The 11,532-nt window shown below is 69.2% G+C and carries 12 protein-coding genes; 8 read left to right on the top strand and 4 right to left on the bottom strand.

Annotated elements, in window-relative coordinates; translation table 11 throughout:
- The first annotated feature begins 147 nt into the window (after nucleotides 1-147).
- Entirely contained in the window at nucleotides 148-780 is a 633-nt protein-coding gene (locus MNI96_RS10505; protein WP_158194746.1) for a LysE family translocator, read from the top strand.
- A gap of 243 nt (nucleotides 781-1,023) precedes the next feature.
- Nucleotides 1,024-1,239 carry a hypothetical protein gene (locus MNI96_RS10500; RefSeq protein ID WP_249692822.1) on the top strand — a complete coding sequence of 72 codons (216 nt, stop codon included), beginning with the start codon at nucleotides 1,024-1,026 and terminating at the stop codon, nucleotides 1,237-1,239.
- A gap of 43 nt (nucleotides 1,240-1,282) precedes the next feature.
- Here the strand turns inward: MNI96_RS10500 and MNI96_RS10495 are convergent, their stop codons facing one another.
- The 3 genes from MNI96_RS10495 to MNI96_RS10485 are packed head-to-tail and all read right to left on the bottom strand — an operon-like array spanning nucleotide 1,283 to nucleotide 4,094.
- Nucleotides 1,283-1,891: a TetR/AcrR family transcriptional regulator gene (locus MNI96_RS10495; RefSeq protein ID WP_249692820.1), complete on the bottom strand. Its 609-nt coding sequence runs from the start codon at nucleotides 1,889-1,891 to the stop codon at nucleotides 1,283-1,285.
- On the bottom strand, nucleotides 1,888-2,916 hold the full coding sequence (locus MNI96_RS10490) for a zinc-dependent alcohol dehydrogenase family protein (protein ID WP_249693037.1): 1,029 nt from the start codon (nucleotides 2,914-2,916) through the stop codon (nucleotides 1,888-1,890). Before MNI96_RS10490 ends, MNI96_RS10495 begins: the two co-directional genes overlap by 4 nt.
- 5 nt (nucleotides 2,917-2,921) lie before the next feature.
- Nucleotides 2,922-4,094: an acyl-CoA dehydrogenase family protein gene (locus MNI96_RS10485; RefSeq protein ID WP_249692819.1), complete on the bottom strand. Its 1,173-nt coding sequence runs from the start codon at nucleotides 4,092-4,094 to the stop codon at nucleotides 2,922-2,924.
- A gap of 192 nt (nucleotides 4,095-4,286) precedes the next feature.
- Here MNI96_RS10485 and MNI96_RS10480 point away from each other — a divergent pair, with 192 nt between their 5' ends.
- Together MNI96_RS10480 and MNI96_RS10475 are read left to right on the top strand one after the other, a co-directional pair.
- The gene (locus tag MNI96_RS10480; RefSeq protein ID WP_249693036.1) at nucleotides 4,287-5,822 is read left to right on the top strand and encodes an acyl-CoA carboxylase subunit beta; all 1,536 of its coding nucleotides are present in this window, start codon (nucleotides 4,287-4,289) and stop codon (nucleotides 5,820-5,822) included.
- A 5-nt stretch (nucleotides 5,823-5,827) separates the two neighbouring features.
- The gene (locus MNI96_RS10475; RefSeq protein ID WP_249692817.1) at nucleotides 5,828-7,825 is read left to right on the top strand and encodes an ATP-binding protein; all 1,998 of its coding nucleotides are present in this window, start codon (nucleotides 5,828-5,830) and stop codon (nucleotides 7,823-7,825) included.
- A 3-nt stretch (nucleotides 7,826-7,828) separates the two neighbouring features.
- Here MNI96_RS10475 and soxR read toward each other — a convergent pair whose 3' ends face one another.
- Nucleotides 7,829-8,317, bottom strand: coding sequence for a redox-sensitive transcriptional activator SoxR (gene soxR / locus MNI96_RS10470; RefSeq protein WP_249692815.1), 489 nt, complete (start codon nucleotides 8,315-8,317; stop codon nucleotides 7,829-7,831).
- Nucleotides 8,318-8,427: 110 nt separating this feature from the next.
- Here soxR and MNI96_RS10465 point away from each other — a divergent pair, with 110 nt between their 5' ends.
- The 4 genes from MNI96_RS10465 to MNI96_RS10450 all read left to right on the top strand — a co-directional run bounded on the left by MNI96_RS10465 (nucleotide 8,428) and on the right by MNI96_RS10450 (nucleotide 11,516).
- Complete coding sequence (locus MNI96_RS10465) at nucleotides 8,428-8,805, top strand: putative quinol monooxygenase (protein ID WP_249692813.1); 378 nt, start codon at nucleotides 8,428-8,430, stop codon at nucleotides 8,803-8,805.
- Between the two features lie 29 nt (nucleotides 8,806-8,834).
- A complete protein-coding gene (locus MNI96_RS10460) occupies nucleotides 8,835-9,419 on the top strand; it encodes an NADPH-dependent FMN reductase (RefSeq protein WP_249692811.1) in 585 nt (194 codons plus the stop codon).
- Nucleotides 9,420-9,523: 104 nt separating this feature from the next.
- A complete protein-coding gene (locus MNI96_RS10455; protein ID WP_249692807.1) occupies nucleotides 9,524-10,183 on the top strand; it encodes a hypothetical protein in 660 nt (219 codons plus the stop codon).
- Nucleotides 10,184-10,415: 232 nt separating this feature from the next.
- On the top strand, nucleotides 10,416-11,516 hold the full coding sequence (locus MNI96_RS10450) for an NADH:flavin oxidoreductase/NADH oxidase (RefSeq protein WP_249692805.1): 1,101 nt from the start codon (nucleotides 10,416-10,418) through the stop codon (nucleotides 11,514-11,516).
- Nucleotides 11,517-11,532 lie beyond the last annotated feature (16 nt).

The following is an 11,532-nucleotide window of genomic DNA, read 5'->3' as shown; positions in this document are numbered from 1 at the left end:
CGAACCCGTCTCAATCGTCGCAAAATCGCCAAGCCGCGCGCAGCCCCTTTCCAACGGCGCGGCGCGTGTTAGAGTCCGCCGCTCGGCTGCGCATCCTTTTCGCGCCCGGCGCACGTTATTCCCCGCCCGCCCTTGTGGAGTGCCGGCATGAGCTTCGATCTGTGGTTGGTCTACCTGCTGGCCTCGCTCGCCCTGTCGCTGACGCCGGGGCCGAACGGTCTTCTCTGCCTCAATCACGGGGTCCGTTACGGGCTCGGCCGCACGGTGTTCACCGCGCTCGGCTGCATCACCGGCATGACGCTGCTGATCGGCGCCTCGCTCGCCGGCCTCGGCGCCCTGATGCTGACCTCCGAGATGCTGTTCAGCGTCGTGAAGTGGGTGGGCGCGGCCTATCTGGTGTGGCTGGGCATCCGGCTGTGGCGGGCGCCGGCCTTCACCGCCGGCATCCAGGCGGCGAGCGAGGGCGGGCCGGCGGCGCGTCCGATCAGCCGCCGGCGTGCCTTCACGCAAGGCCTTCTGGTGGCGCTGTCGAACCCGAAGGCGCTGATCTTCTTTTCGACCTTCCTGCCGCAGTTCATGCAGCCGGGCACCTCGCTCTGGCTGCAGTTCGCGATCTTCGCGGGAACCTACGCGGCGGTGGAATTCGCCTACGAGGTGGTGCTGGCGGGGGCGGCCGGACGGCTGGCGCCCTGGCTGACACGCTGGGGACAAGTGTTCAACCGGGTGACCGGCGGTGCCTTCATCGGCGTCGGCGCGATGGTCGCCGCCTCGCAACGCTGAGCGGGCAGATCGCACAAAGCCGCGTTTCCAATAGCTTTGCCACCGATAGCCTTACCTGTTCCAAGGAAACGGTTCTTTAAAAGCCTTTTAACTCACACCACCTACCCTCGCCTAATTAAGGTCATCTCGCGAGGGAAGATTATGTATAAAATAAAACTGATTTCATGTGCAATTTTGGGAATCACCTTTCCATCATCCCAGTCTTACGCCTTCAATTTCGGATTCGTAAGAGTTCCAGACTGGATGGATTCTTACATGGTAACATTTGTTGCCATCACTCTAATTTGCTATCTGGGGCTCATGGCAACTAAGCCCAAAGGAGTTCCTACTAACCAGCTTTCAAGGGTCAAGGTCTCACCTCTCGCAAATTTCTTCCGCATCATGATGCTTGCTGCGTGGCTTCTCTTTGTGTCGATGTTGTTAATCGGCATGGGCCTGCGTCGCTACGCAGAAGCTTAGGGTCAGGACCCATTAATATGGCCGCAATGGTCGTCTGAAAACCTCACGCCCTCGTTTCGGGCGGCAGCAGCCGCTCGAGCGCGGCAACGTAGCCGGCGACGCTGTCGCGGGCGGGGTCGAACCATTCCAGCGACCAGTTGAGCGCGCCGATCAGGGCGTGGCGCAGGTAGCGGACACGCAGGCCGTCGGCCTGCGGCCCCAGATAATCGCGGATGATCGCGCTCCAGACCTTGTCGTAGTTGCGGCGCGTGGCCAGCAGCTCCTGCTGCACCGCCTCCGGCACGAAGGGGTAGCAGCGGATATGGGCCGAGGCGAAGTCGCTCGCCGACAGCAGCGTCTCCAGATGAACGGTAAGCGCAATGACGATCCGTTCGCGCGGGCCGGCATCGGGCCGCCGCGCCAGCGCCTCGTCGACTGCATCGCAGACAAGCTGCACGCCGAGCCGCATGACCTCGATGGCCAGCTCGTCCTTGGAGGCGAAATGGTAGTAGAGGCTGCCGGCCTTCATGCCGACCTCGGCCGCCAGATCGCGCAGCGAAGTGTCGGCATAGCCGCGCTCGCGCATCATCCGGGCGGCGGCCGCCATGATGACCTGCCGGGCCTCGAGCGCCTTCTTCGTCTTCTTCTGCGGCTTGGGACGGGAGGCGGTCAACGGGGCGGGTCCTGCGAGAGCGAGACGCATATGTTTCCGAAGTGCTCGCCCTTTTCAAGGGTGCGAAAAGCCTCGTGCGCCTGCTCGAAGGGAAAGACCCGGTCGACCACCGGACGGATGCCGCCCGCCGCCAGCGCGCCCATCAGCGCCTGGAACGCCTGGCGCGAGCCGCAGGACACCGAATGCAAGGTGATGCGCCGGGTCAGGACCAGCGGCAGGAAGAGCTCGGCCATCGAGCCGGTGACATTGCCGATCAGTAGAATCGTGCCGCCGGTGCGCACCGCCTTGACCGACTCGTTGAGCGTTGCCGCCCCGCCGAGCTCCAGCACCCGCTCGCAGCCGCGCCCGTCCGTCGCCGCGCGCACGGCGCGGGCCCAGTCGGGCGTTGCATTGCGGTCGATGACGAGATCGGCGCCGAGCGCGGCAAGGCGCGCCGCCTTGATCGGCGAGGAGGTGGTGACGATGGTGCGGGCGCCGGCGCGGCGGGCGAGCGCCAGCGCCATCAGCGCGACGCCGCCGGTGCCCTGGATCAGCACGCTTTCGCCGGGGCGCAGCGGCCAGGGCTCGGACAGGGCGCTCCAGGCCGTGACGCCGGCGCAAGGGAGCGTCGCCGCCTCGGCATTGGAAAGACCCTCGGCAACCCGGACAAGGCCGCTCTCGGGAAAGACGCAATGGGAGGCGAGCACGCCCTGGAGCGGCCCGCCGAGACGGCCGGCCTCCAGATCGTCGGGCGGCGCGCCGCCCTGCCAGTGCTGATAGAAGGCCGGTGCCACCCGGTCGCCGACGGCAAGGTCGCGCGCACCCGGCCCGGTCTCGACGACGATGCCGACGCCGTCCGACAGGGGGACCAGCGGCGGACGCACGGCGCGGCCATGGCCGCCGGCCACCACCACGAGGTCGCGGTAGTTGAGCGAGGCGGTGCGCATCTCCAGCAGCACCTCGCCCAGCCCGGGCATCGGCGTTTCCCGCTCCCGCAGCACCAGGTTGTCGAGGCCGAAGCCGGTTTCCAGCACGAAGGCGCGCATCAAGGTCACATGCGCTTGGCGACTTCTTCGAGCATCACCTCGGTCGCCCCGCCGCCGATCGCCTGGACGCGGGCATCGCGCGACATGCGCTCGATGGTGCTCTCGCGCATGAAGCCCATGCCGCCGTGGAACTGGACGCAGGCATACATGACCTCGTTGACCAGCTCGCCGCACAGCGCCTTGATCATCGAGACCTCGCGCACCAACTGCTCGCCGCGCGCAACACGGACAGCGGTGGCATAGATCATCTGCCGCGCCGCCTCGACGCGCGACGACAGCATGGCGAGGCGCTGGCGGATCGCCTGCTTCTCCCAGAGCGGGGCGCCGAAGGCCTTGCGGTCGCGGACATAGGCGACCGTCAGCTCGATGGCCGCCTGGGCTTCGCCCATCGCCATGGCGCCGAGCACCAGGCGCTCGTTCTGGAAGTTCTTCATGATCTCGTAGAAGCCGCGCCCCTCCTCGCCGAGGACGTTCTCGGCCGGCACGCGGACATCGACGAAGGAGAGCTCGGCGGTGTCGGAGCTGCGCCAGCCGTGCTTGTCGAGGGCGCGCGAGACGGTGAAGCCTTCCATGCCCTTCTCAATGATGAACATGGTCACCGCCTTGCTGGCCGGCCCATCGCCGCCGGTCTTGGCGGCGATGCAGTAGACATCGGCCAGCACACCGTTGGTGATGAAGGTCTTGGTGCCGTTGAGCACGTAATGGTCGCCCTCGCGGCGGGCGGTGGTGCGGATGCCCTTGACGTCGGAGCCGGCGTCCGGCTCGGTGACGCCGACGGCGGTGATGATCTCGCCGCTGACGATGCCGGGCATGTATTTCGCCTTCTGGGCGTCGTTGCCGGCATTGAAGAGATGGACCGAGGCCATGTCCGTGTGGACCAGCGCGGTGATGGCAACGCCGGCATAGGTCGAGCGGCCGAGCTCTTCCGACAGGACGACGGTGGCGCGCTCGTCCATGGCGCTGCCGCCATAGGCTTCCGGATAGCGGATGCCGAAGAAGCCGAGCGCGCCCATCTTGCGCAGCAGCTCGCGCGGCGTGGCGCCGTCCGCCTCCCACTGGTCGGCATGGGGCTTGATCTCTTCCTCGACGAAGCGGCGCACCTGATCGCGCAGCATCTTGTGCTCCTCCTCGAAGAAGACGTCGCTGGCGCTCGTCACATCGAAACCGGAAGCTGTCATTCGATCCCTCCCCTCACGATTGCCTGGCCGTGGTGGGCGGCGACCGCGCTCGCTCCCGTCCAGTTGACATATTTTCTAACGGCCGTTAGGTAGATTGTCAATTGCCCGACCGGAGCCGGAGACAGACGGGAAGCCGGCCGGGCCCCGAACCGGGCGAGGCGATGCGAACGGGAGGAGCAGCTCGTGGCAGGCATGGACGACCTGGTGGCCGCACTGAGACAGGTGCAGGCGGCGGCAGCGCAAGGCGGCGGCGAGAAATTCCGCGCCCGCCACGCGGAGCGCGGCAAGATCTTCGTGCGCGAGCGCATCGAGCTGGCGCTCGACCCCGGCACCGCCTTCCTGGAACTGTCGCCGCTGGCCGCGCACGGGCTCTATGGCGGCGAGGTGCCGGGAGCGGGCATCGTCACCGGCATCGGCCTGATCCACGACCGGCCCTGCATGCTGATCGCCAACGATGCCACGGTGAAGGGCGGCTCGTTCTTCGCCGAGACGGTGCGCAAGCACTCGCGCGCCCAGGAAGTGGCGGAGGAGCACGGCCTTCCCTGCATCTACCTCGTCGATTGCGGCGGCGCCTTCCTGCCCGAACAGGACCGGGTGTTTCCCGACAAGGACCATTTCGGCGGGGCGTTCTGGCGGCAGTGCCAGATGTCGGCGGCCGGCCTGCCGCAGATCTCCGTCGTCTTCGGCGGCTGCACCGCGGGCGGGGCCTATATCCCGGCGCTCAGCGACCAGGTGATCATGGTGCGCGGCACGGGCCGCATCCATCTCGGCGGCCCGCCCATCGTCAAGGCGGCGATCAACGAGATCGTCGACGGCGAGACGCTGGGCGGCGCGGACATGCACACCACCGTCTCCGGCGTCAGCGACCACGTCGCGCCCGACGAGGAAAGCGCCATGCGCATGCTGCGCGAGATCGTCGCCAATCTGGGAGAGGGCCGCAAGGTGACGCCGCCGCCGCGCCAGAGCCTGGCGCCGCTCGTTGCCGCCGGACGGCCGTCCGAGCACGCACCGGTGGACCTGAAGCGCCCGGCTGACATGCGCGCGCTGATCCGCTCGATGGTCGACGGATCGCAGCTCGCCGAGTTCAAGCCCGACTACGGCGCGACGCTGATCGCCGGCTTTGCCCATATCCATGGCTATCCGGTCGGGATCCTGGCCAATGACGGGGCGCTGTTTTCCGAAAGCGCGCTGAAGGGTGCGCATTTCATCGAGCTGTGCGACCAACGCCAGATCCCGCTGCTGTTCCTGCAGAACATCACCGGCTTCATGGTCGGCACCGAGGCGGAGCGCGGCGGCATCGCCAAGCATTCGGCGAAGCTCGTCTATGCCGTCTCCAATGCGCGCGTGCCGAAATATACGGTGATCGTCGGCGGCTCGTACGGCGCCGGCAACTACGGCATGTGCGGGCGCGGCTTCCGCCCGCGCTTCCTGTTCTCCTGGCCCAATGCCCGCATCGCGACGATGAGCCCGGATGTCGCCGCGACCGTGGTGACCGAGCTGCGCCGGGCCAGCCTGAAATCGCAGGCGAACGAAGCGGAGATCGCCGAGCTCGACCGGCGCACCCGCGCCCAGTTCGAGGAACAGAGCGATCCCTACTATGCCACCGCGCGGCTGTGGGACGACGGCTTGATCGAGCCCGACCAGACCCGCGACGTGCTGGGCCTGTGCCTGGCGCTGGGCGCGGGCGGCGACAAGGACACCGGCCCGCGGCCGGTCTACCGGATGTGAGGCGCATGATGTTCGACAGCCTGCTGATTGCCAATCGCGGCGAGATCGCCTGCCGCATCATCCGCACCGCGCGGCGCATGGGGCTCGCCACCATCGCCGTTCATTCCGATGCCGACCGCGACGCATTGCATGTAAGGATGGCCGACCGGGCCATCGCCATCGGCGGGGCGGCAGCGAGCGACAGCTACCTGCGCCTCGACCGGATCATCGCCGCCGCCAAGGCGAGCGGGGCCGGCGCGATCCACCCCGGCTACGGCTTCCTGTCCGAGCGGCCGGAACTGGCGCGGGCCTGCGAGGAAAACGGCATCGCCTTCGTCGGGCCGAACGCCCGGGCGATCGCGGCGATGGGCGCCAAGATCGAGGCGAAGCGCCTGGCCGAAGAAGCCGGCGTGCCCTGCATTCCCGGCTATAGCGGCGAAGACCAGTCGACAGACAACCTTGCGCGGGCGGCGCGCGAGATCGGCCTGCCGGTGATGGTCAAGGCCTCGGCCGGCGGCGGGGGCAAGGGCATGCGCGCCGTCCACGACGAGGCGGGGCTGGAGGCTGCCATCGATGCGGCCCGCACGGAGGCCGAGCGGGCCTTCGGCGACGGGCGGCTGCTCATCGAGAAGCTGGTGCGCAATCCGCGCCATGTGGAAGTGCAGCTGATCGGCGACAGGCACGGCACCTTGCTGCACCTGTTCGAGCGCGATTGCTCGGTGCAGCGCAACCACCAGAAGCTGATCGAGGAGGCGCCGGCGCCGGGGCTGCTGCCCGAGACCCGCGAGCGGCTGTTCGAGGCAGCGCTGCGGCTTGGCCGGGCCATCGGCTACGACAGCGCCGGCACGGTCGAGTTCGTGATGGATGCGGCAACGCAGCAGGTCCACTTCCTGGAGATGAACACGCGGCTGCAGGTGGAGCATACGGTGACCGAGGAGATCACCGGGCTCGACCTCGTGGAGCTGCAGCTGCGCGCGGCCGCCGGCGAGAAGCTGGCCCTTTCGCAGGACGATGTGACCTGCACCGGCCATGCGATCCAGGCGCGGCTGACGGCGGAGGACGCCAGCGCCGGCTTTCGCCCGGACACGGGCAAGGTGCTGCTGTGGTCGCCGCCGGCGGAACTGCGCTGCGATGCCGGCATCGAGCCGGGGGCGGAAATCGGCGCGGCGTACGATTCCATGATCGCCAAGCTGATCGCCCACGGGCCCGACCGGGACGCGGCACGGCGCAAGCTGCTCTCCGGCCTCGACCGGCTGGAGGTGGCGGGACTGGCCACCACGCGGCTGTTCCTGCGCGACGCGCTGGCCTCGCCGTACTTCGCCAGCGGCAGGGTCACCACCGACTTCATCGCCCGCAACTGGCCAGAAGGCTGGAAAGATGGGTGGAAGGCGCCGAAGGCGGACGGCCTCGCCCTTGCGGCCGCGGCGCTTGCGAGCCGGCCGCGCGCCGCAGCAACGCCCTGGCAGGCGCTGTCCGGGTTTCGCCTGCTCGCGCAGGCCGGCTGCCCGGCGCGGGTGACCTATGTGGATGCGGCCGCGCCCGAGAGCCGCGTCGTGCTGGAGGCGCGCGAGGCGGGCGGCTGGCGGGCCCTGGCCGCGGACGGCGAGGCGCAGGAGATCGCCGCGCAGTGGACCGCGCCGGACCGGGTGCGCATCACCCGCGATGGCGTGGCGGAGAGCTTTGCCGCCGCCATCGACGGCGGCCGGGTCTGGCTGTGCGGACCGGGCACGGAGATCGCCTGCGCGGTGCTGCCGCTCGGCGATCTCGGCCAGGACAGGGCGGCAGGCGACGGTGCGTCGCCGGAGCGGATTGCCGCGCCGATGCCGGGCCTCGTCGTGGAGATCCGCGTTGCGGCCGGCGACAGGGTCGCCAAGGGCGAGACGCTGGTGGTGATGGAATCGATGAAGCTGCTGATGGAGCTGAAGGCGGCGGCCGACGGCACGGTGGCCGAGATCGCGGCTGCCGAACGCGACACGGTGGAGGCCGGCCGCCTCCTGGTGCGGCTGGAGCCCGTCGAGGGCTGAGGCCTAGGGGAGAAGCTGCTTGATGTCGCGCGCGCCGACCCAGTAGCGCGGACCGGGGCCGAGCGCCCCGGCGCGGTCTCCGGGATTTGCGAGGCTGCACTGGGCGAGCGACAGGCAACCGCAGCTGATGCACTGGGCAAGGCCGCGTTTGAGCCGCTGCAACTCGTCGATGCGCTCGTCCACGCGGCGGGACCAGACCTGCGACAGCTGCTCCCAGTCGGCACCGGTCGGAATGTGGTCGCTCGGCAGCTTGTCGAGCTCCCGCTTCACCTCCTCCAGCGTGAAGCCGAGGCGCTGGGCGAAGACGATGAAGGCGATGCGCCGCAGCACCGACCGCTCGAACCGGCGATGGCCGGAGGCCGCGCGCTCGGCCGCGATCAGCCCGCGCTCCTCGTAATAGCGCAGAGCGGAGGCGGCAACGCCGCTGCGCCGCGCCACCTGCTGGATGGTGAGGACGGGATCCGGCTTGGCTCGGTGGGGCGGGCTGGGCATGACAGTGCGCCTTTGCGGCGGGCGGACAAAAATCGTCCGCCCGGCTGTTGACTTAAAGTGCACTTGAACTTTTATCACGGTGTCCGGATATGACAACCGGAGCACGAGACATGACCGCAAGATCCCTCCCGGCCGACACCGGCCGGTCCCGCCTCCACCCCGGCGAGGCACCCTCCCCCTATACGATGGTCAACATCTTCACCCCCACGGACGGCACCGCCGACCGGCTGCTCGACATGCAGATGCAGGAAATCACCCGCCTGAGCGAGGCGGCCGGCGAGGCCGGCTGGCTCGGCAACGAGGTCTACTGGGCCTCCGACAGCAGCTGCCTCGTCATCGTCACCCGCTTCACCGACGCGGCGGCGGCGGCCAACTGGCGCGCGACGCCGGACTTCGCCGCGCATCTGGAGCGGATCGCGCCGCTGGTCGCCCGGGTCCACTCGATCCCGGTCGAGCTGATCGCAACCCATAGCCCCCAGGGCGGCTGATCCGGTCGGACCGGGAAAGGACGTAACCCATGAGCAAACTCAAGCTCGGCCTCCTCATCGGCAGCACCCGCAAGGGACGCTTCGCCGACCTGCCCGCAAACTGGATCGGCACCCAGGCGGAGAAAACCGGCGCCTTCGACGTCGAGGTCATCGACCTTGCCGATTTCTCCCTGCCCTTTTTCGGCGACCCGGCGGCGAGCCCGGCGCAGACGCAGGCGGCAGACGCCTTCGCGGCGAAGGTGGCGGCGTGCGATGCCTATGTCTTCACCGTCGCGGAATACAATCACAGCCTGACGGGCGTGCTGAAGAACGCGCTCGACCATGCCTCCTGGACGCGCCGGCCGGCCGGCAGCGTCGCCTATGGCGGCGTCGGCGGTGCGCGGGCGGTGATGCACCTGCGCCAGATCGCGGTGGAGCTGGAAATGGTCTCGGTGAAGGCCGCCGTCCACATCTCCTATGGCGACTATCTGGCGCTGCGCGAAGGCCGGACCGGGTTCGAGGCGCTGCCGCATCTGGGCACGGCGGCGGAGCGGATGCTGGGCCAGCTCGCCTGGTGGGGCCGCGTGCTGCGCAGCGCCCGCCAGGAGGAACGCAGCGTCGAGGCGGTCGCCTGAGGGGGGCCATGCCGGATCGTGCCCGCCCCTGAAACGGGGCTGGCATTTGCCGCGGAACACGGCGATATGATTCCCTGCCGGATCTCCGGCAGGGAGAGAGCCCGATGACCATGTTCCGCCGGATTGCCCAGAAGACCGTTCAGAAGATCGCCGCAGCGCTCGTGGGCGCGGCGCCGTTGTTCCTCAGCCCGCAGGCCCCTGCGCAAGAGGGGGCACAACCGGGCGAGATCCGCCCGCAGGACGTGCTCGATGCCGCCGTCGGCGACTGGAACAAGGACGGGCGGCAGGATCTTGCGCTGCTCGCCGTGACGAACGGCGACGACATGCAGGTCGGCCTTTACGTCTACCTGCGCGAGGAGGAGACCGACGGCAACCTGCTGACGCTGGCGCTCGCTGTTCCGGACAAGATCTGGGGCGGGCGCGGCGGCGAGGGCGCCGCCTATGGGCAGGAGCCCTCGATCAAGGCGCTGGCCAACGGCTCCATCGCCATCACCACGCAGAATTTCGCCATCGGCCGGGACCGCTGGGAGCACACGATCTCGCTCGCCCATCGCGAGGGGCGGTTCGTGGTCGCCGGCCTCACCTTCAACTCCTACGACACGCTGCAGGAGAAGGAACCGCTGAGTTGCGACCTCAACCTCCTGACCGGACGCGGAGTGGTCAACGAGCGCAAGACCTCCTTCGCGCCCATCGCCCTGCAGTTGCAGGACTGGGAGACGCAGGACGGCGAGGATCCCGGCATCCGGATCTGCCGCGGGCGCTAAAACGCAACCGCTGCCCACTGGACAAGCGGGGGGCGGACGTCATCTACTCGGCCGGAAAACCAAACGCGAAACCAAACGCGAAACCGATCCGCCGGCCCATCCCCTCTCCCTCCCCCATGGTCTTGCCCTTTCGAGGCGACGCGCGCCCGCATCCCCCGCGATGCCGCACGGCGCGGCGGGGGTGCTGCGGGGCGACGGCCCGTGCGGTCCGGATCGCCAGGAAGGACATTCGATGACCGATCTCTTTTCGCCCCTCTCCTTGCGCGGGCTGACCCTGCCCAACCGCTTCGTCGTCTCGCCGATGTGCCAGTATTCGGCGCGCGGCGGCCTTGTCGGCGACTACCATCTCGTGCATCTCGGCCGCTTCGCGCTGGGCGGCTTCGGCACGGTGATCGTCGAGGCGACGGCGGTGACGGCCGACGGGCGCATCACCTACGGCTGCCCGGGCTTGTGGGACGATGACCAGATCGCCGGCATGGCGCGGATCGCCGCGCTGCTGCGCGCGCAAGGGGCGGTCGCCGGCATCCAGCTGGCCCATGCCGGCCGCAAGGCCTCGTCGATCCCGCCCTGGCTGATGGGCACCAGCGAGCGCGAGGCCGACGCCGAGCACTGGGAGCCGGTGGCGCCCTCCGCCCTGCCCCATTCCGAGGACGCGCCGATGCCGCGCGCACTGAGCGAGGCGGACCTCGAAGCGGAGGTGGCGGCCTGGGCCGCGGCGACGAGGCGGGCCGTCGAGGCCGGCTTCCAGCTGATCGAGATCCACGCCGCGCACGGCTACCTGCTGAACCAGTTCCTGTCGCCGCTGTCCAACCGGCGCGAGGACGCCTATGGCGGCAGCGCCGAGAACCGCATGCGCTTCCCGCTGCAGGTGGTGGAGGCGGTCCGCGCGGCGATGCCGGAGGACATGCCGCTGTTCCTGCGCCTGTCGGCCGTCGATGGGCTGGAGGGCGGCCGCACCATCGAGGACAGCGTCGCCTTCGCCCGCCAGGTGCGCGAGCGCGGCGTCGACGTCATCGACGTGTCGGCCGGCGGCTTCACCGGCTCGCGCTTCGAGATCGGGCCGGGCATGTACCTGCCCTGGGCGACGCAGATCCGCGAGGATACCGGCCTGCCGGTGATGGCGGTGGGACTGATGGGCGAGGCGGAGCTGGCGGCGGCGGCGCTCGCGGAAGGACGCGCCGACCTCGTCGGTCTCGGCCGGGCGGCGCTGGACGATCCGAACTGGCCGCTGCATGCGGCGCGCCGGCTCGGCACGGAAACGCGGGCGCTGTGGCCGAAGCAGGCGGGCTATGCCATCGAGCGCTGGCCGGGCCGCAGCGCAGCGAGGGGCTGATGACACGCTGAAAGGC

This window comes from Stappia sp. WLB 29, from assembly GCF_023507705.1.
In the GTDB taxonomy this organism is placed as follows: domain Bacteria; phylum Pseudomonadota; class Alphaproteobacteria; order Rhizobiales; family Stappiaceae; genus Stappia.
Note: the sequence above shows the minus strand (reverse complement) of the source record. Positions and strands in the feature narration are given on the sequence as shown.